This window comes from Shewanella sp. MBTL60-007 (genome assembly GCF_019654915.1).
Classification (GTDB): Bacteria; Pseudomonadota; Gammaproteobacteria; order Enterobacterales; family Shewanellaceae; genus Shewanella.
The window spans coordinates 71042-96367 of sequence record NZ_BPET01000014.1; the positions used below are offsets into that span (position 1 = coordinate 71042).

Annotated in this window: 13 protein-coding genes and 4 tRNA genes; 5 read left to right on the plus strand and 12 right to left on the minus strand. The window is 45.6% G+C overall.

The window, feature by feature from the left end; genetic code table 11:
* Nucleotides 1-374: 374 nt before the first annotated feature.
* The 4 genes from K5Q92_RS06975 to K5Q92_RS06990 form a co-directional block, all read right to left on the minus strand.
* A complete protein-coding gene (locus K5Q92_RS06975; protein ID WP_202286714.1) occupies nucleotides 375-629 on the minus strand; it encodes an accessory factor UbiK family protein in 255 nt (84 codons plus the stop codon).
* A gap of 162 nt (nucleotides 630-791) precedes the next feature.
* The gene (locus K5Q92_RS06980; protein ID WP_220768300.1) at nucleotides 792-3890 is read right to left on the minus strand and encodes a multidrug efflux RND transporter permease subunit; all 3099 of its coding nucleotides are present in this window, start codon (nucleotides 3888-3890) and stop codon (nucleotides 792-794) included.
* 15 nt (nucleotides 3891-3905) lie between these two features.
* Nucleotides 3906-5024 carry an efflux RND transporter periplasmic adaptor subunit gene (locus tag K5Q92_RS06985; protein WP_220768301.1) on the minus strand — a complete coding sequence of 373 codons (1119 nt, stop codon included), beginning with the start codon at nucleotides 5022-5024 and terminating at the stop codon, nucleotides 3906-3908.
* A gap of 15 nt (nucleotides 5025-5039) precedes the next feature.
* Nucleotides 5040-5618 carry a TetR/AcrR family transcriptional regulator gene (locus tag K5Q92_RS06990; protein ID WP_259649514.1) on the minus strand — a complete coding sequence of 193 codons (579 nt, stop codon included), beginning with the start codon at nucleotides 5616-5618 and terminating at the stop codon, nucleotides 5040-5042.
* 239 nt (nucleotides 5619-5857) lie between these two features.
* Between K5Q92_RS06990 and rep the strand changes: the two genes are divergently transcribed.
* Nucleotides 5858-7873, plus strand: coding sequence for a DNA helicase Rep (rep, locus tag K5Q92_RS06995; protein WP_220768303.1), 2016 nt, complete (start codon nucleotides 5858-5860; stop codon nucleotides 7871-7873).
* A gap of 41 nt (nucleotides 7874-7914) precedes the next feature.
* On the opposite strand, the gene K5Q92_RS07000 is transcribed toward rep, so the two are convergent.
* Nucleotides 7915-10536, minus strand: coding sequence for a diguanylate cyclase domain-containing protein (locus K5Q92_RS07000; protein WP_220768304.1), 2622 nt, complete (start codon nucleotides 10534-10536; stop codon nucleotides 7915-7917).
* Between the two features lie 226 nt (nucleotides 10537-10762).
* Here K5Q92_RS07000 and K5Q92_RS07005 point away from each other — a divergent pair.
* The 4 genes from K5Q92_RS07005 (at nucleotide 10763) to K5Q92_RS07020 (ending at nucleotide 11188) form a co-directional block, all read left to right on the plus strand.
* Nucleotides 10763-10839, plus strand: a tRNA-Arg gene (locus tag K5Q92_RS07005).
* A 39-nt stretch (nucleotides 10840-10878) separates the two neighbouring features.
* Nucleotides 10879-10954: transfer RNA gene (locus K5Q92_RS07010), tRNA-His, on the plus strand.
* 22 nt (nucleotides 10955-10976) lie between these two features.
* Nucleotides 10977-11053, plus strand: a tRNA-Pro gene (locus K5Q92_RS07015).
* 58 nt (nucleotides 11054-11111) lie between these two features.
* Nucleotides 11112-11188: transfer RNA gene (locus K5Q92_RS07020), tRNA-Pro, on the plus strand.
* Nucleotides 11189-12062: 874 nt separating this feature from the next.
* Here the strand turns inward: K5Q92_RS07020 and K5Q92_RS07025 are convergent.
* The 7 genes from K5Q92_RS07025 to K5Q92_RS07055 all read right to left on the minus strand — a co-directional run.
* Nucleotides 12063-13982 carry an EAL domain-containing protein gene (locus K5Q92_RS07025; RefSeq protein ID WP_220768305.1) on the minus strand — a complete coding sequence of 640 codons (1920 nt, stop codon included), beginning with the start codon at nucleotides 13980-13982 and terminating at the stop codon, nucleotides 12063-12065.
* A 7-nt stretch (nucleotides 13983-13989) separates the two neighbouring features.
* Nucleotides 13990-14697, minus strand: a complete 708-nt coding sequence (locus tag K5Q92_RS07030) for a transglutaminase-like cysteine peptidase (protein WP_220768306.1) — start codon at nucleotides 14695-14697, stop codon at nucleotides 13990-13992.
* Between the two features lie 18 nt (nucleotides 14698-14715).
* Nucleotides 14716-15321, minus strand: coding sequence for an OmpA family protein (locus K5Q92_RS07035; RefSeq protein ID WP_220768307.1), 606 nt, complete (start codon nucleotides 15319-15321; stop codon nucleotides 14716-14718).
* Nucleotides 15318-16733, minus strand: coding sequence for a TolC family outer membrane protein (locus tag K5Q92_RS07040; RefSeq protein WP_220768308.1), 1416 nt, complete (start codon nucleotides 16731-16733; stop codon nucleotides 15318-15320). Before K5Q92_RS07040 ends, K5Q92_RS07035 begins: the two co-directional genes overlap by 4 nt.
* Before the next feature lie 34 nt (nucleotides 16734-16767).
* Complete coding sequence (locus tag K5Q92_RS07045; RefSeq protein WP_220768309.1) at nucleotides 16768-18150, minus strand: HlyD family type I secretion periplasmic adaptor subunit; 1383 nt, start codon at nucleotides 18148-18150, stop codon at nucleotides 16768-16770.
* Nucleotides 18147-20324 carry a type I secretion system permease/ATPase gene (locus tag K5Q92_RS07050; protein WP_220768310.1) on the minus strand — a complete coding sequence of 726 codons (2178 nt, stop codon included), beginning with the start codon at nucleotides 20322-20324 and terminating at the stop codon, nucleotides 18147-18149. Before K5Q92_RS07050 ends, K5Q92_RS07045 begins: the two co-directional genes overlap by 4 nt.
* A gap of 92 nt (nucleotides 20325-20416) precedes the next feature.
* Nucleotides 20417-25326: S-layer family protein (locus tag K5Q92_RS07055; protein WP_220768311.1), on the minus strand; the 4910-nt coding region annotated here is incomplete at its 5' end.

Genomic DNA, 25326 nt, shown 5'->3' on the forward strand with positions numbered 1-25326 from the left:
CTGCCAACAGCGCGCTATACTAGTGCACTAGCATGAAGTGTAAATTAATCCTAATTCATAGTGGTGATTCTTGAGCGAAAGCGTAGCGAAATTCTAAAGCATTAATTTCATTGATCACTAATCTCACCACGAAGGTAATGAAAACGGCAAGGTATTAGGCTTTTTCTTCGGGCGCTCAGCGCCTTTCGTGGTGAGCAGCTTTTGTTCCGTTGTGAGTTGAGTTCGTCTTTATACCTAGTCAGGATTTATCAACGGCTCTGAACAAGTGAGTACTCGCGGCGAACTCTTTGATTGCATGAGTCTAAATAAAAAAGAGCACCTGAAAAGATGCTCTGTTTTATTGGGCGATTCAGCTTTGTAGCAGAAAACGCTAATTAGTCTGCTGCGTTTAATTTAGCTTCAAGTGCATCAACTTGTGCTTGTAATGCTTCTAGCTTCTCACGGGTTTTAATCAAAACGTGTTGCTGAACTTCAAACTCTTCACGAGATACGACATCTAATTTTTGTAGCTGGTTTTGCAGTACTTGTTTGCTGCGTTCTTCAAATTCGCCTGCAAATTGCTTTAATCCACTAGGAAGGTTTTCGCTTAATTGCTTAGCGACTTCTTCAATTTTTTTCGGGTTAATCATTGTTTGTATCCGCTTAAGTGCATAATGCTGTATATGTTTTGATTGTACCTTAGGCTATCACTATTGCCAAAATAATCACCATTGAGTGTGAATCAAAGCTCGATAAACGAGTGCATAATAAAAAGCCTGCATTACTGCAGGCTTTTGCTTTGCTTTATAAAGTTAAGCGTGGGAAGCTTTGTTCTCTTGCGTATTTAATGTTTCATCAAATACAGGAAGAGGTTCATGCTTTTCTGCCAAGTAGGTGTAAATTACTGGTAGAACGAACAAGGTGAATACGGTACCAATCGCAAGGCCTGAAACAATTACCAAGCCGATGTTAAAGCGCGCAACAGCACCCGCTCCCGAGGCAAATAGCAGTGGGATCAAACCTGCGATCATTGCTGCTGTTGTCATGAGGATTGGGCGCAAACGTATGGTTGCTGCATGCTTAATGGCATCGACTTTGCTGAGAGCATTATGTAATTGCTCCTCTTTGGCTACCTCACACATCAAGATACCGTGTTTGGTGATAAGGCCTACTAAGGTGATCAAGCCCACCTGAGTGTAGATGTTCATCGACGATAGTCCGAATACATGGGTCCAACCTAGTGCGACTAGAGCACCACTAATCGCCAGTGGTACCGACACTAAGATAACTAAAGGATCTTTAAGGCTTTCAAACTGACTTGCCAACACGAGGAAGATGATAGCCAGTGCTAAGCCAAAGGTGGCGTACAGTGCAGAGCCTTCGGTGACATATTGACGTGCTTCACCTAAGAAGTCATAGCTATAACCCTTAGGAAGTTCGTTATCACCGATATTCTTCAAGAAGGCAATCGCATCACCAATCGCGACCCCAGGTGCCGCAACGCCACCAACGGTAATTGCGTTCATCTGATTAAAGTGTGGTAGTGAGCGAGGCTCTGACACCATTTCGATATCCACAAGGCTGGCAAGTGGTACAGAGCGGCCATCGGCAGCAGTTAAGTAATAGCCTGCTAGCGCCTCTGGGTTAGCACGCAGTTTTCGTTCCACTTGAGGGATCACTTCATAAGAGCGGCCATCCAAGTTAATGCGGTTAACGTAACCATCACTCATCATGGTGGTGAGGGTTAAACCGATATCTTGCATGGTGATGCCATAAGCACCTGCTACATCACGTTTGATATGGATCTTCATCGAGCCTGAGTCAAATTTTAGGTTGACCTCTGAGTAGACGAATAGTGGACTTTGTTGCACTTTTTCGAGCACGCCTGAACCGATTTGGAATAAGCTTTCAAAAGAGCTTGAACTGGTGATCACGAACTGAATCGGCAGGCCGCTAGATGCACCTGGCAATTCTGGCATTTGGAAGGTTGTTACTGCCATACCAGGGACATTTTTGACCTCCTTACCAAAGAACTCCTGCATCTGTTTTTGGCTCTTATCACGCTCGCTCCAAGGTACAAGCGGCGCGATACCAAAGGCTTGGTTAGCATTGGGAACGCCAACAAAGGCAAGGGATGCAGCGGCTTCAGGCTGGGCACTGATCATATCTGTTACTAATGTCATATTAGCTTGGATATAATCCAGGTTAGCGCTAGAAGGAGCGGTGCCCATCATCATGACCACGCTTTTATCTTCGTTAGGCGCCAGTTCAGAAGGGATAAAACTAAACATTACTGGTAAAGAAGCAAACACGATAATAGCAAAGGCGATGACCACAGGTCGCTTATCCAGTACTGCCGTTAGCATGCGATTGTAGCGGCTGGTTAAGCCCTCTAAGAAGTTCTCTACACCACGCTCAAAACGGTTAGGTTCGGCGTGGGCTTTTAGAATTTTAGAGCACATCATAGGTGACAGCGTCAGTGCCACGATCCCTGAGATAAATACAGCTCCGGCTAGGGTAAGGGCAAACTCTTTAAACAAGGAGCCTGTGACTCCCCCCATTAAGGCAATAGGCGCGTATACTGCGGCTAAGGTAATGGTCATAGAAATAACAGGAACGGCAATTTCTCGGGTACCGATAATTGCTGCTCTAAATGGCGTTTCCCCCAGCTTGATATGTCTATCAACGTTTTCCACCACCACGATGGCGTCATCCACCACCAAACCGATGGCGAGCACCATGGCTAATAGAGTCATCAGGTTCAGGGTGAAGCCAAACATCTGCATGATGATAGCCACACCGACTAAAGACAGCGGGATAGTGACAATTGGAATGATAACCGCTCGGAACGATCCTAAGAACAGGGTGATAACCACAATAACGATAAGTGCGGCTTCACCAATGGTTTTAATTACCTCATCAATGGATTCATCAATTGCCAGTGATGAGTCATACAGAATGCGAGTCTTCATTGTGATAGGAAGATTGCGCTCTATTTGCGGCATCATAGCGCGTGCATCGGCCGCCACAACCAGAGGGTTGGCTGTTGGGGTCACGTCTAAACCAACCACAACCGCCTCTTGACCATCGGCAAGAGCACGATAGACATCGTGGCTTTTCTCTAGATTAACGCTGGCGATATCGCCTAAACGGATCACTAAGCCGTTTTTACTGCCGATAACCAGTTTCTCTAATTCCGCTACGGTAGCAACCTGTGTGTCGGCGGTACCATTGAGTAGGGTAAAAGTGTTATTGGTTTGGCCAACAGCTGACTGGTAGTTATTAGCTTGCAGCACGTTCATGACGTCAGTCGATGATAGGTTAAAAGCTCCCATCCGAGCTGGATCTAACCATATACGCATGGCGTACTTGATACCACCGTATAGGTTTACTTTAGCAACGCCATCGATAGTAAATAACTCAGGCTTAACCACACGCTCTAGATAGTCGGTGATCTGGCTTGAGTTAATTTGATCGCTATAAAAAGAGATGTAAAGGGCTGAAGTTTGTGAGCCTGTTGACATCTCAACTGTAGGATCTTCAGCTTCTTTCGGTAGCTGAGATCGTACTGAGTTTACCTTAGCTAATATGTCGGCTAAGGCCCCATTAGGATCGGTATTGAGCTTCATATAGACAGTGATTTTAGAGCTACCTAAAAAGCTGTCAGAGGTCATAAAGTCAACGTTGTCGGCCTGAGCGAGTGCTTGTTCTAAGGGCTGAGTAATAAAACCTTGGATCAAGTTAGAGTCGGCACCGTAGTAGCTGGTGGTTACGGTTACTACAGTGTTGGTCATTTCTGGATACTCTCGAACTTGCATGCTTTTAAGGGCATAGAAGCCAAGTAGTAATATCAGAAAACTGATGGAGGCCGCGAGTACTGGCCTGCGGATAAATATATCAGTGAAGCGCATCGGCAAATCCTCCGCTTACAACTGTGGCAATGTGGCTGGAGGGGTTAATGCATCATCCTCAGTCACTTTGACTTTAGTGTTGTTACTTAAGCGTACTTGACCTGAGGTGACGACAGTATCGCCAGCTTTCACGCCACCAACGACTAGAGCGTTGATGTCATCGCGCTCGAGGACTTTAACATTCACTTGCTTAACACGTTTGACTTGCTCGCCATTTTCATCTTTCTCTTCAATCAAATAGACAGAGTCACCGTAAAGAGTAAAGCTGATTGCGGTTTGTGGGATTACTACCTGCTGAGTTAACTCAGGTAGCATAATATCGACCTTGGCGAACATACCGCTACGCAGTTTTCCATGGGAGTTCGGGATCTGAGCTTGCACCTGAATTAAGCCACTTTGATAAAATACCGCGGGCTCGATGGCTGCAATTGTCCCTTCAAACGGCTCGGTAGGATAAGCATCAACATAAACATGTACCACTTGGCCTGTCTCTATTTGAGGCAGCTGAGTCTGTGGAATGGTAAAGCGGATCTTCATGGTGCTGATATCTTCGAGGCGGACGATATCTGTGCCTGTTTGTAGGTACTCACCTAGGTTGACGTTACGAATACCGACCAGACCGGTAAAGGGAGCTTTGATTTCACGGCGACCTATGGTGGCACTTAAGCTCTCAATGTCAGCCATCAAGGCTAAATACTTAGACTGGCTATTATCAAGATCTTGTTTAGAGATAGAGTTTTGCTTGTAGAGTTTGCTTAAGCGCTTAAAGTCCGCTTCGGCGGCTGGAAGCTGTACCTGCTTACTCTTAAGGTTGGCTTTCTCTACTTTTGAGTCAAGCTCCACCAACATCTGCCCAGCTTCAACAGGGCTACCATTCTCAAAGCGAATAGCAGAAACCACCCCTGCTAGCTCGTTTGCTATGGTCACGCCTTGATTAGGCTCGACAAAGCCAATGGCGTTAATGGTTGGCTGCCACTTGCTCTCTTTGACATCGATAGCTGTGACTGGTGCAACGGGCTCGGGCATATTGGCAATAGCATCGGCAATTTTTCCTTTAATAAAAAGATTGAAGCCAATGACTGAGCCGAAGGCCAGTACTGCAATGATGATCATCACCAGGGTCCACTTTTTCATGTCCTGATAACTCCTTTAGTTTGTCGGTGTGTTTGGAATGAGAATTGCCCGCCAGCATATATCGCAGGCAAGCGTGATATCTTTTTCGTCGTATTCAATTAGACCGCGTCTAATCGATCGCGCGAGTGCCATAGAGGGCTCCATTGCGATCGCATATAGAAATCTAGGGTTTAAAGGCTGGATCAAGCCTTGTTTAATGCCCTCTTCGAACAGCTGTTGTAATGGCGCGAATAACCCCATTTCTAACTGGCGGATTTCATCGGTATTGCTTTCTGGTAGGTGTGCATATTGCTCGTAGCTTAAATTGGCTGGAGAGCGTTGCTTGCCGTAGTCATGCATTTTCATCCAGATCCGCTTAAATCTCTGTTCGAGAGTGCCTTTGTCATGATCTGCCAATATGGCGCTGGCGACTTGAGCCAGTACATCCCTTCTGAGCTCTAAGATGAGCTCATTCTTATCTTTGAAATAGCGATAAATCGTGCCCGCAGCGACGCCTGCCTCGTTAGCAACTTGCTGCATAGACAAGCCTTGTATGCCGCCGGCAGCGATAATTTTTTCTGCGGCGCGAAGAATAAGATCGTGCTTATTGTGCATAATAGAATCTAAAATGAATGAACGTTCATTCATTAGTTTAATGTTCAGCCTAATAGTTGGCAATAGGACGTGCTAAAAATTTCAGCGCTTTACCATTAAGCTAATGAGTTAGTTATTGATAAATATAGTCGCTAATTACTAAAGGAGAGATATTGTCGATAACTTTTCCGCTTGCTAAGGCCTTTCTGCTATCATTCCTGTTTTAATGCCTTCCTTAATATCTTGGTTATAACGTATCCATGAAGCTCAATCCCGGACAAAATGATGCCGTCCACTATGTTAGTGGCCCCTGCTTAGTTCTTGCAGGCGCAGGCAGTGGCAAGACCAGAGTGATCATTAATAAGATTGCTTATCTGGTGGAAAAATGCGGCTATAAAGCGCGCAATATTGCCGCAGTAACTTTCACCAACAAAGCGGCGCGCGAGATGAAAGAGCGTGTGTCGCAGTCTATGGGGCGTAAAGAAGCACGAGGCTTGTGGATTTCAACTTTCCACACCTTGGGGTTAGAGATCATTAAACGTGAGCATAAAGTGGTTGGCTTAAAACCTGGCTTCTCGTTGTTTGACGATCAAGATACGTTAGCGCTATTAAAAGAGCTGACTCAAGATGAGTTAGATGAAGATAAAGATCTGCTGAGATTACTGGCAACGACTATCTCAAACTGGAAGGGAGACTTAGTTATTCCAGAGCAGGCGCGAAAAATTGCCAAAGATGAACAGCAGCAGTTATTTGCCCTCTTGTATCAGCGTTATGCCCAACATATGAAGGCTTACAACGCGCTCGATTTCGATGATCTGATTTTACTGCCTACTCTGTTATTGAGGCAGAATGAAGAGGTGAGAACCCGTTGGCAGACGCGAATTCAGTATATGCTGGTGGATGAGTACCAAGATACTAACACCAGCCAGTATGAGATGGTTAAATTACTGGTGGGTGAGCGTGCACGCTTTACTGTGGTAGGTGATGACGATCAGTCTATTTACTCTTGGCGTGGGGCTAAGCCACAAAACTTGGTGCTCTTGGGTAAAGACTTCCCCAAGTTGAAGCTAATTAAGTTAGAGCAAAACTACCGCTCCAGCCAGCGCATCTTGCGGGCGGCTAACATTCTTATTGCCAATAACCCGCACGTTTATGAAAAAACGCTATTTAGTGAGCTGGCTTATGGTGAGCCTATTCGGGTGCTGATTGCTGCCAACGAAGAGCAGGAAGCGGAGCGAGTTGTCGCCGAGATGATTCGACATAAGTTCGTCGGCAAGACCACATATGGGGATTACGCGATTTTGTATCGTGGCAACCATCAGTCGCGTCTACTCGAACGGGCATTGATGACTAACCGTATCCCCTATAAGCTCAGTGGTGGTACCTCATTCTTTGGTCGCGCTGAGATCAAAGACATCATGGCTTACCTGCGCTTAGTGGTGAATCCCGATGATGATAATGCCTTCTTACGCATCGTGAACTTGCCAAAGCGCGGCATTGGTCCTGCGACTCTTGAGCGTTTAGGGAACTTTGCCAACAAGAAGCAGATCTCGATGTTTGCCGCCATCTTTGAGGCTGACCTGAATCACGAATTGCCGCCAGCTGCTATGTCGACCCTGTATCAGTTCGGACGGTTCGTGGTGGAAACAGGGGACTGTGCCGAGCGCGGCGATCCTGTCGAGGCGGTTAAGCAGTTAATTAGAAAGATTAACTACGAAGACTACCTGTATGAGACCAGTACCAGCGCAAAAGCCGCCGAGATGCGGATGAAGAATATTTCTGAACTGTATCGCTGGGTCACCGAGATGCTAGAAGGTGATGAGTTAGACGAGGGGATGACCCTTCCTGAGGTGGTAAACCGTCTTACACTGCGGGACATGATGGAGCGTAATAGTGAAGATGAGGGCGGCGATCAGGTGCAACTCATGACCTTACACGCCTCGAAGGGACTGGAGTTCCCCTATGTGTTTATGGTTGGTGCTGAGGAGCGGATCTTGCCGCACCAAAGCAGTATCGATGAAGATAATGTCGATGAAGAGCGTCGCCTAGCGTATGTGGGGATCACTCGGGCGCAAAAAGAGTTGTGGTTTATTATCTGCAGGGAGCGACGTCAGTTTGGTGAGACCATACGTTGTGAGCCGAGCCGCTTCTTAATGGAGTTGCCTCAAGATGACCTGATCTGGGAGAACCGTAAACCAGTGCAAACCGTAGAGCAGCGTCAGCAATCGGGCAGGGCCAATATCGCCAACTTAAGAGATATGTTTAAGAATAAGTAACCCCTGAGCGAGGTAAAAATTAAGTGTGTGCCCTATTGAGGTTAGGCACACACTCTGTTTTTCTCCTGCTCTAGCTCTATCACATTGCCCAGTGCGCTACCCTGACCATTAGTAAACCCAATTTCCTGCAGTGTTTCGCATTGTTTACTATCGCTGATCCCGGCTGCAAAGACTTCTAATCCAAGGGCCTGAGCCGCTTTAAAGTAGGCCTTTACCAGTTTAACGTGTTGCTTGCTTTCTAGGTGAGCGACATAGCTTGGATCGAGCTTTAGGGTCTGAATCGGTAGGAAGATCAAGCTGCTGATGGCGCTATAGGCACTGCCATAGGCTTCAATCCCTAGTTTTACATCGAGCTTATTCAGGCTATCGAAAGCGCTAATATGGTTATCGGTATTCTGTACGAATTGCTTTTCATTAAAAAACAGGGTCAGCTTACTGATGTTGAAACGACACTGCTTAATTCTGTTTTTAAGGGCTCTTAAAGCATGCTTATGATTTAAGTGTTGGCTTGAGATTGGTACTTGTAGCTGAAATTGATTGCCGTATTGCTGCTGCATGCTGTGAAAGCTCAGATTGACCTGCTCTAACAAGTAGTTGTCCAGCTCAATGACCATATGGCAGTGCTCGGCTATATTATTTAGTTGTGCCTGTTTAAGCTTACCTAAACTTGGGTGATGCCAGAATAACCTTGGCTCAAAGGCAATGATCTGTTCGGAGTCGAGTGCCATGATTGGCAAATAACTGAGTTGCAGTTCATTTTTAATTAGTGCGTTCTTCAGCTCATTTTCAAGCTTGAGGTTTTTGACTTGTTGCTGATTTACGCCGTGATTGAATATGGCATAGCAGCCTTTACCCTGTGATTTTGCTTGGTACATGGCTGTATCGGCATCACGCAGTATCGACTCGCTAGTATCTGAACGGCTTTGGCCGCTCATCGCAAGGCCAATGCTGGCACTGGATTTAAACTGCTGGTTGGCGAGTTGGTAAGGCTGAGATAGCTCTGCAAGCACCCTCTCCGCTATATCTTCGGCATCCTGTTGACCACTGATACTGTCGAGGAGGATGACAAATTCGTCACCGCCTAAGCGGGCAAGCATATCATTGTTGCGGATACACTGTTTGAGGCGCTTTGCGGTTTCAATTAAGAAACGATCGCCTTCTAAATGCCCTAAGGTGTCGTTCAGAAGTTTAAATCTGTCCATATCAATAAACAGGACTGCGAATCTTTCAAGACTATGGCGGCGGACATGTTTTATCGCTTGAGTTAAGCGTTCCATAAACATAGAGCGGTTGGGAAGTCCGGTTAGATTGTCATGTTTAGCATCATGGACCAGTTGGCGCTCGATACGCTTACGCTGGTTAATCTCTTTCTCAAGATCTTGATTGACACTTGCCAGTGCTTTCGTTCGCTCGTTGACTTTCTCTTCTAACAGCTCGTTGCTTAGCTTCAATGACTCTTCTGATTGTTTCTTTTCAATTGCCGTAGCGATATGTTGCGAGACGAAAGTCAGTAGCTCTAAGTCTTTCTCTTGATAGTTTTGGATATGGCTATAGCTGTATATTGTCAGGGCCCCACAGATTTGACCGTGAATAAATAATGGAACCCCTATCCATTGGTTGATCTCTTGGGTGTCATTAAGTTCAGGAGTTTCGCAATAGAGATCGCCAGATTCAATGAGTCTTTTAATATCACTACGGTTGAGCAGCTTAGGTTTATTGTTCAGTAGAATATATTCGGTTAACCCATCACTTAAAGCCCTAGGTTTAGGCGAGGGGAGATCATACTGAGAAACGAAATAGGGAAAGGTAAGTGCATCTCGCATTTCATTAAGCAATGAGATAAAGCAGTTATTGACTGGCAGTAGGTGGCTAATGACGCGGTGGATTTCACTGTAGAACTCTTGGTTATCGATATTTGAGTTTGCTAAGTCTGCAATCTCAAACAGTGACTTCTGTAGGCGCTCGGCACGACGCCTCTCGTACACTTCTTGCTTAAGCTTGTTATAAGCGATACTTAACTCTTTCGTGCGGGTGTTAATCGCTTGCTCTAGCTGCTCTTGATTCTGTAGTCGTTGAATCACGCCTGAAATATGGTGACTAATGAAGTTCATTAGCTCAATTTCTATCTCGTCATAAACTGTGTCACTGTCGTAGCTTTGAAAAACTAATACACCTATGGTGCTATCGACACTTTTAATCGGAGTTCCTACCCATTGATGGCAATGGCTGCCTCTTGGGGTGATTGCATTTGATTGCAGGAGACGGTGGTATGTTTCGTCATCGCAGATGAGTGTTTGCTCGGTTTTGAGTACATAACCTGTTAAGCCACTGAATAAAGTGTCGGAAAGATCTTCATCGGGATAGAACTCCTGTGGATGAACATCTTTTTCATCTTGAAAGAAGGGGACTTCAATTCTGCCAGTATTGGCGTTGAGTGTAGCGATGAAAAAATTATCGGCAGGGATCAGCCTATTGATCGTTCTATGCAGTGATGAGTAGAACTCTGCAGGTGTCGTTACACTCGATGCTGAGTTAGAGATCTCTAGCAGGGCATTTTGAGTGATCTCGGCACGCTTGTATTTCAGCGCCAGGGCTTTTAGACGAGTAATCCGTTTATTTAATCTCAATGTCTTTTTTGACTGAGATGTTTCTTCCCTAAACATGTCGTTCCGCCAATCGCAATTTTTAATCTGATTAGGATTTGAGCTAATACGTATTGATAACATGAAAAAGGGCTCTATCCAAGTCATTATTTTGACGCTCCGTGGTAAAAAACCGTACAAATCACTCAAATCTTGAGCGAACGAACGTAAAATCCGTAAAAAAAGCAAAACAGGTGTAGACGGGAGGGCATTTTGAACCTACTATATGCCCCGCTAACAAGGCAAGGCACCCATAGCTCAGCTGGATAGAGCGCACCCCTCCGGAGGGTGAGGCCGAGGGTTCGAATCCTTCTGGGTGCACCAGAATGGAAACGGCGGTTTTGTTAGTAGGAAATATCAGTGGTGATTGTAGCTCAGTTGGTAGAGCCCCGGATTGTGATTCCGGTTGTCGTGGGTTCAAGTCCCATCAGTCACCCCATTTTCCTAAAGCTTTAAAGACTCGGTGATTAGCGCAGCCCGGTAGCGCATCTGGTTTGGGACCAGAGGGTCAGAGGTTCGAATCCTCTATCACCGACCATATTTATAAATAGCGAGTTTACTCGATATTTAGCAAGTTAAGTAAGATAAAAGATTTTCGGTGATTAGCGCAGCCCGGTAGCGCATCTGGTTTGGGACCAGAGGGTCAGAGGTTCGAATCCTCTATCACCGACCATTTTTACATGAAGCCTCTCGAGAAATCGAGAGGCTTTTTTGTATCTAAAAACTGGCGAAGGATTCGAATCCTCTCTCTTTATGAACCCATGGCCGACCACTTTTCGAAAGCTAAGACGAACGCTTCGCTGAACGGATAACGGTTAACGGAACGTTCGCAGGCTCACTGACGGAAAGGCCGGAAAGAATTGAATTTGTAGGTCGGGCTTTAGCCCGTCAATCAAGGGGTGATATATAGCTTGTCGGCATAAATGCCGACCTACGGAAAGCAGTTTCTAGAAAAGCAAAGCTGAGACGAACGCTTCGCTGACGGATAACGGTTAACGGAACGTTCGCAGGCTTACTGACGGAAAGGCCGGAAAGAATTGAATTTGTAGGTCGGGCTTTAGCCCGTCAATCAAGGGGTGATATATAGCTTGTCGGCATAAATGCCGACCTACGGAAAGCAGTTTCTAGAAAAGCAAAGCTAAGACGAACGCTTCGCTGAAGGATAACGGTTAACGGAACGTTCGCAGGCTCACTGACGGAAAGGCCGGAAAGAATTGAATTTGTAGGTCGGGCTTTAGCCCGTCAATCAAGGGGTGATATATAGCTTGTCGGCATAAATGCCGACTTACGGAAAGCAGTTTCTAGAAAAGCAAAGCTGAGACGAACGCTTCGCTGAAGGATAACGGTTAACGGATTGTTCGCAGGCCCTCTGACGGAAAGGCAGAATCTAGAGCCTCTCTTTCCTGCCGTTGCTTTCCGGCTTCTCTCGTCTATGCTTCTAAGTTTTCCAGCAGTTTCGGCTTTTACCGTCTTAGCCTTTCCTACAACCTAGAATTAAAAAAGGCCTCCTAAGAGACCTTTATCTATTCCAACTTAAACTATCGATGCTATTCGACTGCGACTGGCGGGGAGATAAAGCCCATATAGGCGTTAGTCTTCAATAGCGCGAAACGCTTTAGCTGGGTCTCTTGCTCAACACCCGTGGCGATGACTTCAATATCTAAGCCCTTAGCAACATTTATGAGTGCTCGGCATAGCTCGCTGCTGTGAGCATTATCGTCGTAATAAGCAAAGGATTGGTCTAACTTAACATAGCTAGGGCGTATGTTTTGCAGATAAGTCATCGAGCCGAACTGGCGGCCGAAGTGATCGATACCGAAGTGGGCACCATTATCTCGAATAATCGCGCAGAGTGCCTGGCAGGCTTCTGGATCGCTGTAAACAGCGGCTTCGGGGATATCGAAACAAAAGCGTTCCCTTAGTGTTGAAGTTCGCAGGAATTTATCGAGCCATTGGTGAAACTCTTTATCGCTAATGCTCTGGAAGGTTAAATTAACAGCTACTGGCTCGAAGTTTCTATCTAATAGCTTTTTACTGTGGATAGTCTTAATTAAGCATCTATCTAATAGGCTGCCCAGCGAGAGTAGTTCAACATAGGGCATAAATTGTCCTGCGTGTACCATCTTGCCGTTTATCTCCAATTGGCAATATAACTCTCGCTGTAAAATAGACTCAGTTTGGTTAAGTAAAATGGGCTGCCATTTAAACTTAAATTTACCGTCGGTAATTGCATTACTTAAATGTTCTCGCCACTGTTCACGGGTGAATAATTGTTTTTCACTTGTCTCAAACCAGTGGAAAACTTTATTCTCCTGCAGTGATTTTTGTAGTGCGTTATCCGCCTGCGCTAGGATATCAGTGACTGTCATTTGACCAGTTCGCTCGGCAATACCAATAGCGAACTGCTCATTTGGTTTACAGCCTGCCTTAGAGATCTCTTGGTTAATGGTACGGATGAGAGTTTGCAGGTATTTACTGGTCAGTTCATGCTCGGAGCTGGTAATGAGAAAGGCAAATTCATAGGCCGCAATTCGTGTAATCACCGAGGTAGCGACGCCGTCTAAATGTTGCTTCATTTTGTCTGATAATAGCTTGATGGTTTCGTCGCGAACCTGGTAGCCGTATTTACTGTGTACCTCTTCTAACCAGTCAAACTTTGCCATCATAAGTGCGCCGCTCTTAGGCTCACTTAGCCAGCTGTTCAAACGGCCCATCATGTATTGACGGTTAGGGAGCCCTGAGACTTGATCAACAAGGTTTTTCTTTCTCAGTTCTCCAACTTCTTCATCGAGTGAGTTAAAGATCTGTTTGAGTTGATCAGACATGCTGTTGAAAGCCTGCACTACAGATTTGAGCTCTACAGTTTTAGGTACTTGCATGTCGGGGCCAAACTTACGATTAGCGATCTCTTTAGCGTGTTCAGCGATATCGTGTAATGGCTTTAAAATCCAAGTTAAACCTACACGGGCTGAGATTATCGCAATTAAAAACAGGATTGAAAAAACGATGATTGCATTGGTCATAGTGCGCCAAAGCTCGTGATAACCGAAACCTGGATGGGCGGTGATCTCTAAGCGAGCAAGCTGGATCCAACCTGAGGTGATAGTACTCTCTCGCTTAATCGTTTTGAATAGGCCTAGGTCGATAAACCACTGGGGGACACCCTCAATTGTCACTGGATTTTCCCATACCTGCTGCTTGCCATCGACCAGCCAAGTAAGTTTTACCTGCTGATAGTAGCCGCCCTCGAAAATCACATTGATCAGGGTTTCTGCACCGACAATGTCGCCAGCTTCTAGATCGGGCACCAACATAATACCGAGTGAGTGGCTAGTATTATTGAGATCGGATTCCATTTGCTTGGTTAGAAAGCTTTGAGTTTCGCTAAACTGCACATAGCCTAAACTCGCAACAACCAACAAAAACAACACAAACAGTAATGTGTATATCTGTCGAAACAGTGTCATCTTTTAACTACTCCAGTTTTATCTTGGGCTGATTAAGGCGCTCGACACCCAAGCGATGTTTCAAGTCATTCCATTTAGCGAGCTTTGACGAGGAACCTGCTAGAACACCTCGTCCCTTCTCTTTATTTAGCCACAGTTGTCGACCATTAAAGCTATAGACAGGTAATAGATCTTTTCTCTGTGTTGCTGGTTTAATTTGTTTATCAAGATTGTCTAAAACAAGAGGAATAGAGGAGGGTGTCTCATAGTAGGCAAGTACCATGTGATATTGATTTACGCTGGTTGCTTTAACCATAGTGATGCGTAATTTATCTTCAGAAACACCGAGCTGAAGCAGGGTAAAGTATTTGGCGATTGAGAAATCCTCACAGTCGCCACCACTGACCCCGATAAACTCCATGGGCGTTGCCCAATAATTCTTATTTCCCCAAAGCTTTATATCATCGACAAAATGAAAGAGGTTAAAAAAATTATTAACCATCAATATCTTATCTTTATCTTGTAAATCCTTGGCTTCATCCAACATCTTAAACCAAGCTCTAATCCTTTTACCCGCACGTTCGCCATAGTGCGATTCGATAGTTTGGGTAATATGGACTGAGTCTAACTTTTGAACAGGAGCTGCATAGAGACAAGAGACGGACAGCGCTAACACCGTCAATTTTAATTGGCAGACTTTTGTTATTTTCTTTAATTGATAAAGCCTGCCAACCATACTGCTCCGGTACTTCTATTACTTAACTTCTTCGTCTACCGTGTAGATGTGCCACTTCATATCCGCTGTAGTGTCATCACCTGTTAACTCGGCAATTACTCGGCGGTTAACTTTATGTGCCGCCGCAGTATGTGTTGGATCGATAGGACGATCGAAGCTATAACCTACTGCACTGAGCCTATTGGAATCAATACCAAAGCGCTCGGCAAGTAAAGAACTGACAGCATTGGCTCGGTTTTGCGATAAAACTTGGTTATGCTCATGACTCCCTGTTTTACTACAATGCCCCTCAATAACCGCTTGGGTGTTAGGGAAATCGCGCATAAAGGTTGCGATCACTTCGACCTGTGGGTAATACATAGGGTCGATATAGTAAGAGTCATTTGCGAACAGGATTTTTAGTTCCTGACGTTCATTGATGGGCTTAATCTTACCGCAACCATAGTTGTCGATCGTTGCACCTAAGGCTGTTTCTGTGCAACGTTCTCTGGCAACGATTACGCCGTCACGATCGATATCGTTCAGGTCATGAACTTGTACCGTTGGCTCATCCATGGTGGCGATATCGCGCATAGAGCAGCCACTTAAAATCGCTAGACTCAATATAGCTATAATGATTTTCATTGTGGAACTCCTCCCTCGTAATCCCTCTCTCCGTTCCAGACATCCGGTCTAGTGACACGTAATGACTCGAGTAATTGCCCTGTTGCATTCAATACACGGTATTGAGCGATAATTTCATCGTATTCAGATTCTAAGTAATCCTTTCTCGCTTCAAATAGCTCGTTTTCAGTGTCTAGCAGATCCAGCAGAGTCCGCTGGCCTAAGTTGAACTGTTGGCTATAAGCAACTTGGGTATCTTTTGCAGCAATGACATGGTCACGAATATACATTTTCTGCGGTGTCAGAAGCTCATAAGCATTCCAAGCTAAGTTGACACCTTCAACTACCTGCCTGTGGGCGCGTTGGCGGATCTCTTTAGCTTCGCCGACTTTATACGCTGCTTCTTTTTCACGAGCGAGATCGCGACCACCGGCGAAGAGGTTGTACTTCAAACGCACCATAGCAACGAGGTCGTTGTTATGTCCGCCAACGTTATTGCTCGGCAAGATTGAGTAGCCGTCTTCACCATCGAGATTATTATTCCAGTTACCATCTAGCTCTAGAGTGATCTTTGGGTAGTAGTTTGACTGGGCGGAGTCCTTTTCATTCTCTGCTGCATAGATATCACTCGCTGCAGATTTTAGAATTGGATGATTATCTTGAGCCATCATAATACTGGCGTTGAGATCGGCAGGCAGCATATCGGCATCAGGTACGGGCACTATCATGTCTTCTGGCTGCTGCTCAACGATGCGAACAAACTGCGATTTAGCATCGTAAAAGTTATTGCGTGCAGAAATCACATTGGCGTTTGCACGTGCTAGGCGACCTGTGATTTGAGATAGGTCTGCTGTTGAACCAAGGCCTGAGTCAGTACGCTGCTTAATTTGTTCGTAGATATCTTTATGACTTTGCAGGTTTTTCTCTGCTAAGGTGAGGACCTGCTCACTGCGGATATAGTTGATATATACCTTAGATACCTCGAGTGCCATATCTTCGGCTGCGGCGAACAGTGCCCACTGTTCGGCGCTGGCCTCGAAGCTATATCTATCGACTTCGCTACTCGTGTAGAAACCATCAAATAGCATCTGCTTGATACTAAAACCAGCTTCACCACGCTCTAGCTCAATGACACCATCACTATCGACATCGCCTTGTCCGGCGCGCCTGCGAGTTGATGGACTGTTGGTCTGCTCCCAACCATAACCTGCATTGATATCAACCGTTGGCATGTAACCAGCAACAGCCTGATTTACTTGCTCTTCACGCGCTTTAAAACGGTTAAATGCAATTCGGATCTCGGGATTTGTGTCCAGTGTGTGTGCCACAGCCTGTTCTAGCGTTTGGCTAGAAGCTGTTGCTGGTATCATCAGCGCGCTAACGGCAAGTGCTAATGCACTGCGCTTTAGCTGCCGTACTGTGCTGCTATCCATGTATAACCCCTCCTGGTTGTTTTTAATACCGGGCTTAACGCTCCCTCAGCGCCGTGTCTTTAGCCCGTAATATCGGATTAAGTATGTACTCTAAAACGGATCTTTGCCCTGTAATCACATCGACCGAGGTTAACATTCCCGGGATGATAGGCATTTTAGTTCCATCGTCTTTTGTTAAGCTGGAAAACTCAGTTCTCACTTTTACTATGTAGAAGCTGTTACCCTCTTCATCTTGGGTGGTATCGGCACTAATATGCTCAACCACGCCATTTAGGCCACCATAGCGGGTAAAGTCGTAAGCGGTGACTTTGACTATTGCAGGCAGGCCTGGATGCAAGAAAGCGATATCTTTTGGGGTAATCTTAGTTTCAATTAAAAGTTTGTCTTCTGATGGTACGATTTCAATAATGTCTACACCTGGCTGAACAACGCCACCTAGCGTATTAATATGGACGGTTTTTATCGTCCCATTCACCGGTGAGACGATTTCAGCCTTGCTAACCTTATCCTGTGCACCGACTTGCGCTTCATTCATGCGAGATAGTTTTGTTTGCATTTCATTAAGTTGGGCACGGCTATCTGCAGCATAAATAAGCACTGACTCGCGGCGCTTGAGAATAGCTTCATCCATGGTGGATTTAACTTTTGGTCTGAGCAGGCGAAGCGACGCCAACTCGCCCTGAATATCGTTAACGACTCGCTGTAGCTTGAGTAGCTCTACCTCGGGTACGATGCCTTTTTCTGCCAATGGTCGAGTGAGCTCAAGTTCTCGAGAGACCAGCTGAAAGCTAGTCGTTAGCGTCTTAATCTTGGAAGCTAATTCTTGGATCTCTTGATTACGCTGCTGAATCTGCCTCGCTTGGATCTCGAGTTGGTTACTTAAGTTATCTAATCGGCCGGCATATTCTTCACGTTGTCTTTTCGTTAGCTCTGGCTCGTTTTGTTCAAGCTCAGACGGAAACACCATAGGTTGAGGTGATATCTTGACCTGTTCGCGCCAATCATTAGTGATATTTGAGATTGTGATACTGTTAAGTTCAGCCTGTAAGCGAACCACATTAGCGACTAGGCTATTTACTTCCTGCTCTTGTTGGGCGAAATCTGATTGAAAGCGTGTGGCATCGATACGAGCAAGGGGCTGACCTTTAGTGACGATTAAGCCTTCTTGGACGTACATCTCTTGTAAAATACCACCGTCTAGGCTTTGAATAACCTGTACTTGAGAGGAGGGGATTACCTTCCCCATGCCTGTGGTAACTTGATCGAGTTCGGCAAAGTAGGCCCAAATAAGAAAGGTGATTGCTAAGGCTGTTAGCGCCCAAATAGTCAGTCGATGGCTTGCGGGGGCATCCGTCATCATCGCACCGTAGACGTCATCAACCATTTCTAAATCATGTGTGGTTAAGTGCTTACTCATCGCTTTGCCGCTCCCGCTAATAACCCCTCATTTAGCTTCTTGAGGACTTCTGCTTTCGGACCATCGGCTACAATATGGCCGCGATCGAGGACAATGATACGGTCGACAAGATTGAGTAGATGCATCTTGTGGGTGATAAGCAATAAGGTTCTGTCTTTGCTTACATTATGCATAGCGTGAATAAACTGCTTTTCTGCCCGGGCATCGAGACTGGCAGTGGGCTCATCCATTAACAGTACTGGCGGGTCATTCAATGTGGCACGGGCGAGGGCGATGGTTTGGCGCTGGCCACGAGAAAGCTCCCGTCCACCTTCACCGACTTGCTGATCTAACCCCTCGGCCTCTAAATTGGTAAACAAATTCACACCAGATAGCTGTACCGCACGGATCAATTGATGCTCGGTGACTTGGCGGGTGCCAAATAAGATATTGTCGCGAATGGTGCCGTGAAACAGGGTGATATCTTGCGGTAGATAACCGAAGTTTCGTCTTAAATCACTTGGGTGGATCTGAGCCGAGTCGATACCATCATAGGTTAAACTGCCCTTGGTGGGCTGAAACAAGCCGACCAATAACTTGGCTAGAGTACTCTTACCGGAGCCGTTACGGCCAATAATCGCTACACGTTCTCCAGGAGCTATGTTCAACGACAGAGGATGCAGAACTGGGCGCTCAGAACCGGGATAGCTAAAACCGATATGATGGGCGGTGATCTGGCCTAGCAATCGTTGGCGACTAACGAGATGGCCTTTGTTTTCAAACTCATCTTCTTGAGTCATTAGCTCGTCTAACTGGCGCAGTGCGCTGGCGGTTTGATTACCACGAGTCATCAATCCTGCTAGCTGTGCCATAGGAGATATTGCACGGCTAGAAAGGATTACCGCAGCGATAATACCGCCCATTGATATTTCATTCTCAGATACGCGGTATACCCCTAAAATCACCACAAAAATAACCGAGACCTGCACCACGAATGTGGCCATATTGGTCACTGAAGTAGTGATCTTTTTGCATTTAAGCTGCCAGTTGGCTGTATGGCCAATCATCTGCTGCCAGCTCTTTTGAACCACTCCCTCTGCGCCACTGGACTTGATGGATTCAATGGAGGCCAGCGACTCAATCAGGTGACCATGTTTTAGGCCAGAAAACTTATTACTCTCGTCAATCGCAGCCTTGAGTTTTGGCTGCATAATCAAGGTGTAGCCGATAATAATGATGCTACCTAAAAGCGGAATGACTGCGAGATCTCCCGCAACGATATAGATAATCATCAGGAAGAAGAGTGCAAAGGGCAGGTCCACCAAAGTGGTTATGGTTGCCGACGTGAGAATATCGCGAATACTGTCAAATTCACCGAGTTGCTTGGCCATGCCGCCTACACTGGGTGAGCGCTTCTCTAGTGGAATACCTATGGCTTTAGCAAATAATCGCGAAGAGACTATGATGTCGACTTTCTTGCCGGCCACATCGATAAGGTAACTTCGAAGCTGACGCATAATTAGGTCGAATATATAGGCTATACCTGCACCTATGGCGAGCACCCATAGTGAATCGAATGCCAGATTCGGTACGACTTTGTCATACACGTTCATAATAAACAGCGGTGACACTAGTGCAAATAGGTTTACGAGCACCGAAGCGATAAGTGCATCGCGGTAAATCGGGGCGGAGTCTTTAATGGTTTGCAGTAACCAGTGGGCTTTATTCTCGTGAAGATGAACATCTAAGCCCATATCTCCGCGATACTCTTGTTTCACTAAAAACAGATAGCCAACATAGAGTGCTTCAAGCTCTTCAATCGATAGAGTTTCTTCACCGCCAGTTTCAGGTAGTTGAATAACGGCTTTATCTTGCTCAATATCGAACTCTCTTAGTAGGCAGGCCTTTTTATCTTTTAAGAGTAAAATACACGGAAGTAAGATAGGTGATATTTCGTTTAACCCTTTACGGGATAACTTAGCCGCCAGCCCCGCGCGACTAGCAGCTTGAGGTAGCAGTTCCGGAGTTAATACATGTCCCTGCATAGGCAAGCCTGCCGCCAGCGAGTCGCTAGAGCATGGGCTACCGAAATATTCGGTGAGTAACACTAAACTGTCTAGCAGCGGATCGACTATCACCCGTTGAGAGGCTGAAATCGTCCATTGCTCAGTCTTCTTAGAATCTGAAGCAGACACCTTGGAAGCTTATCCTTAAGATTTTATTATTATTTATTCAGTATCGATCATAGTGACCCGTTTTTCCACAGGTCACTATGTTGCTTCTTTATTTATGGCAGCATCGCAAAGGCATTTGGACTCAATTGATCATCTAGTGGATCTGGGCTATTTACCGACTGAGTCACAGGCTCTCCTGTTGACGTACTGACGATAAGTGGCCCTTCTCCGTTGTTGCCCAATAGACCGGAAATAATGTCGGCCTCATTACTACCGAATTGGCCAATTAAATCGACGCCATCCAATACGATATGTTGATCAAAACTGCCATTGCCATCGGTATCAATATTGATGCTGGTAGAACCATTCTCATTAGTAAAGCTCAGATGTTGAGCGAGCTCACTGACAGTATCACCTTGCAAGATATCGCTTAAATCTAGCTTATCTTCAGCTAAGTTAAAGTCGGTAATATGGTCAGTGGTATCGGTGCCATCCACAGAGTCGGTAGTCCATTTAAAGGTATCGGATCCTAGGCCACCAATCATGGTGTCGTTATCAAGACCACCAATTAAGGTATCATCACCGCCTTGACCGAATAGGATGTCGTTACCTTCACCGCCTTCTAACGTATCGGCGCCGTCTTCGGCATTATTTGTGCCAAATAGGTGCGTATTATTAGATATGAAATCATGTATATCTTGTACCGTAACGTCAGTTGCTTGTTGGCTGGTTTCTTGTGCAACGAAGGCTTGTAGCGCGCTATAGCCTTGGCCATCGATACCATCAAATGAAACCAAGTCGCCAAAGATGATATCGTTGCCTTCGCCAGCGTTGACATCATCATCGCCTTGAATAAGCTGTTGCTCCGAGCCTAAAATAACGCTGGCTAAATTCCCCACGCTAACTTTTGCCTTAACGACACCATCTGTGTCATAAGGGAGGATATCATCCGCATCGATGCTGGTTTTTATCCCCACAGCTTCGACGTCAGAGAGACCGGCCAAGAGATCAAATGCGGCTTCAGGGTCGCCCCCTTCATTGTGTTCGCCATCGGTGATGAAATACGTGAGGTTATTGCCAGCATTATTAGTCACTAAGCTGCTATTAAACCAGTCTACAGCTGCACCAAATGCATCAATATAATCGGTACGTCCACCGCTGGTTATTGCATTCCAAGCATCGTTGCTGTTATTGATTAATGCGTTAATATCTAGATCTTGAATATTGACTGAGATACTCGTGATCGCCGATGTACTAAAGTCGATGACTGCAATATTAACCGTGCCAGAGTGTACACCGGAGGTAGCAGCTTGTAGTGACTTAAAGACTTCAATTAATTGGCTCTTTGCCGTGTTAACTGCATTCCCACCCATGCTGCCTGATGAGTCGAGGATAAAGGCGAAATTATAGTTCTCACCTTGAACGATCTGAATGCCTGTGGTGTCACTGACGATAACATCATGATCGTCAGTACCTTGTAAGGTATTATCACCATCTGTTCCGCCCACAAAACCATAGTCTCGGGTCGGTGTGACATCGAAATAGACTGTCGCTGTATCGGTTAAACCGTCTTCATCTTGTACAGTATATTCGTAGCTTGCAGAACCGCTATAGCCTGTGTCAGGAGTGAATACCACATTACCGTCTGCATCTAGCTCTACGGTACCATTTTGAGCATTGCCAACGCTGATGATTGACAGTACGTCACCATCAGGATCGGTATCATTTGCAAGAATAGAATCAGCACTGAAGGTGAATGGGGTATCTTCAAGAACGACCACACCGTTAGCAATGATCTGATCACCTAGTGGGGTGTAATCACCAATTTGTTGATTGTTTTCATCGAACACCCCTAGCTCAATATTAAGCTGGTACGCTCCGCCTTGATCCCAGTAGATAACTTCAATTGAATGAGCGCCAGGGTCGGTAATATCAAAATAGATGTGTCCGTCATCACCGGGAACGCGGGTGCTTGAAGACTGATTTCGAGATACTTCAGCGACAACAACGCCATCGATAAGTACTGAATAACCATCATCGGCAGTGACTTTTAAGCCATAGGTTCCTGCATCCAATTGTACTGAGCCTTGCATATGCAAGATAGCGTCAGAGCTATTTCCAGGATCATTACTTAAACTTGCAGCATCATCACCTAAGAAGTTTTGTAGGCTCTTACCTGTTCCTAAGTTGCCGTTGCCCCAAGCGTAATTGAGAGTGGTCGCAATGAATGTTGCATCGGCTTGATTGCTATTAATGAAGTCTCTCACTTGTGAAACTGAAGATAGGTTTCCGCCATCAGTATCGTCGTTGTAGCTGTAGTAATGGCTGTTTAATCCAACACCAAAATAGTCGTCGGTCGCTAATGGAGGCTCATTAACGTTAGTCAGTTCTATAGCCACAGTTGCTGTATCGGTTAAGTCGGTAGAGTCCGTTACGATCACATCGAGAGTGAATAGACCTAAATCAGCATCGTCGATATCTTTATTTAGAGTTATTTCGCCAGAATCAGCATCGATAGTGAATACACCACTGGTAAGTGACCCATCAGCAAAACTATAAGTAAGGTCATCGTTTGTATCAGGATCATCGGCAATGATAGTACCTATAATAGTGCCAGTGGTTGAACCTTCAGGTTTAAAGCCAAAGTCATAGCTATCTATATTGGCAGCGTCGCCGTCAACATCAGTTCCAGATCTAAACTCTGGTGCAGAATCGACAGGAGTGACGTTGATAGTCAGTGTTGCTTCCGCACCCGTATTTGTGGTGTAAGTGATAACAGGTACTTCACCGTTCCAGTGCTTATTCGGTGTGAAAGTATACTCACCGTCACTATCAAGGGTTAGCTTACCACCTTTGATATTGATGACTTTTTTACTGGCATTATACTTTCCAGAATGACCTGCAACTTTAAAGCTAGAAACCTCAAGGGAAGAGTCGATATAAGCGTCATTGCTAAGAACGTTACCGAATGTAGCTATTCCTTCTTCGGTTACTTTTACATCATTAACTGCAGTAGTTGTAGTATCAGGTATTCCAGTCAGTTCGAGGGATGCTGAATCGGATATACTGCCGTCATTATCAACAACCGTATAGTTAAAGCTCTCATCTACAGCACCAACGGCAGGCGTATAGCTAATAGAGTCCACAACAAAACCGTTATTACTTTCGGTATAGCTGAGCACAACGTATTGGAATGCAGTGTCTGTAGAAATGTTTAGTGTTTGTAAGGCACCACTATTTGAATCAGATGAAAAGACACCGCTGGCAACGAGATTTCCATTTTCATCGTATACAGACCATGCTAAGTCGCCTTGATTTGCATTTAACTCGTTGACTCCAAATTGCATAGAGGTAGAGCTTGTTTCTAGCGATACAAGTAAAGATTCACTACCACTAATATCGTCTTTACCATTTCCTGAGACGCCAATTCCAGGCTTTGCTTGTCCGCCACTTGCGCGAATGCTGACGAGTCCTTGTGCGGTAGAGTCGAGTGCATCTAGATCTAAATTATCACCATTAAATAAGCGGTTATCGGTAAAGCCGTAAAGATCAAAGACTTCTAAGATGGCATCGGCCCCTTCTGAGGCTTGGGCTGATGTATCTAAGGTTGATTCATAGCTATAACTGCCATCGGAATTTACGGTCAACTTGCCATATAAACCGTCAACAGTGGCACTACCATTAACTAAGGTAACCCAAGAGCCGTCGGCCCCCTGTATTTGATAAACCGTGGCAGGATCTTCGGATGAGTGATCGACAATGACGTCATTATCAAGTAAATCAATAGTTCCTTGTGTCACAACATTAAGGCCAATTTCAAAAGTACCAGAATCATTATTGGCGACTGGAGTTGTATCGGTTATATCTATCGTAAATATTGAAACGGTGCCATCGGCATTAGTGATGCTGAAGCTATCTTGGTCCGATATATTATCACTATGATCTCTTACTGGAGCGGTATAAACATAGCTACCGTTAACGAGAGAGACAGAACCGCCAAGAGCAGTTGTCCCTTCAAAACTTATTCCGTCTGGTAAGGTTAATACATTACCCACAGTCCCTTCGGTGACTTGGCCCAAAGCTGTTTCTGTATCATGTCTAACAATCGCAAGATCTTGACTTGACTCAGATTGATTTCCAGCCTCGTCTGTTTGAGTGGCTGTTACCTTAATAACCTCGCCATCTGCAGGTGTCGTTTCGGTCCAGCTGATTATGCCGTTAATCGCGTCGTAGCTAAAGCCATTAACCGCTAATCCATCACCGTCTAGGGCTATAATATCAATGCCATTTAGTGCCAAACTTAGGGTTAGTGTTGTAACGGACATTCCATTATTGATGGTTAGTTGTACTGTTCCATTAGAGGTGAAGTCAGTTTTATCTATCTGTACTTGAACCTGAACATCGTTAGCACCAATCTCTGATTCCGATAAGACCTCATCATCAGGATTGTTATCATCAACGATGGTAACGATAGGCGCATTTGGCGCGGTTTCATCGGCGACCTTGGCAGTATCTGAACCTTGTGCCGAGGTGTTGTCAGCCTTATCGGTTTGGGTGGCGGTGACGGTGATGCTGTCGCCTTCAGCAGGCGCGGTTTCTGTCCAGCTGATCACGCCGTTGGCATAAGTGTAGTTACCAAAGGTGAAGCTGCCGTTGCCAGCATCAGTGAAGTCAGCGAAACTCAGCTGAATGTCCGCGCCACCGTTAATGGTAAGCGTGACATAGCCGCCAGCTTCAAAGTCAGTACCATCGATAGTGACTTGCAGCTGTACGTCATCAGCACCAATTTCAGCTTGGGTGAGCAGGCCATCGCCTGGGTTGCCATCATCAACAATCAATACCGTCGGCGCATTTGGCGCGGTTTCATCGGCGACCTTGGCAGTATCTGAACCTTGTGCCGAGGTGTTGTCAGCCTTATCGGTTTGGGTGGCGGTGACGGTGATGCTGTCGCCTTCAGCAGGCGCGGTTTCTGTCCAGCTGATCACGCCGTTGGCATAAGTGTAGTTACCAAAGGTGAAGCTGC

Excerpts from the sequence above, each read along its gene's own strand:
- K5Q92_RS06990 (WP_259649514.1), bottom strand. The coding sequence starts at position 5,618 with ATGCACAATAAGCACGATCTTATTCTTCGCGCCGCAGAAAAAATTATC.
- K5Q92_RS06980 (WP_220768300.1), bottom strand. The coding sequence starts at position 3,890 with ATGCGCTTCACTGATATATTTATCCGCAGGCCAGTACTCGCGGCCTCC.
- K5Q92_RS07035 (WP_220768307.1), bottom strand. The coding sequence starts at position 15,321 with ATGAAAATCATTATAGCTATATTGAGTCTAGCGATTTTAAGTGGCTGC.
- rep (WP_220768303.1), top strand. The coding sequence starts at position 5,858 with ATGAAGCTCAATCCCGGACAAAATGATGCCGTCCACTATGTTAGTGGC.
- K5Q92_RS06985 (WP_220768301.1), bottom strand. The coding sequence starts at position 5,024 with ATGAAAAAGTGGACCCTGGTGATGATCATCATTGCAGTACTGGCCTTC.
- K5Q92_RS06975 (WP_202286714.1), bottom strand. The coding sequence starts at position 629 with ATGATTAACCCGAAAAAAATTGAAGAAGTCGCTAAGCAATTAAGCGAA.
- K5Q92_RS07030 (WP_220768306.1), bottom strand. The coding sequence starts at position 14,697 with ATGGTTGGCAGGCTTTATCAATTAAAGAAAATAACAAAAGTCTGCCAA.
- K5Q92_RS07000 (WP_220768304.1), bottom strand. The coding sequence starts at position 10,536 with ATGTTTAGGGAAGAAACATCTCAGTCAAAAAAGACATTGAGATTAAAT.
- K5Q92_RS07040 (WP_220768308.1), bottom strand. The coding sequence starts at position 16,733 with ATGGATAGCAGCACAGTACGGCAGCTAAAGCGCAGTGCATTAGCACTT.
- K5Q92_RS07045 (WP_220768309.1), bottom strand. The coding sequence starts at position 18,150 with ATGAGTAAGCACTTAACCACACATGATTTAGAAATGGTTGATGACGTC.
- K5Q92_RS07025 (WP_220768305.1), bottom strand. The coding sequence starts at position 13,982 with ATGACACTGTTTCGACAGATATACACATTACTGTTTGTGTTGTTTTTG.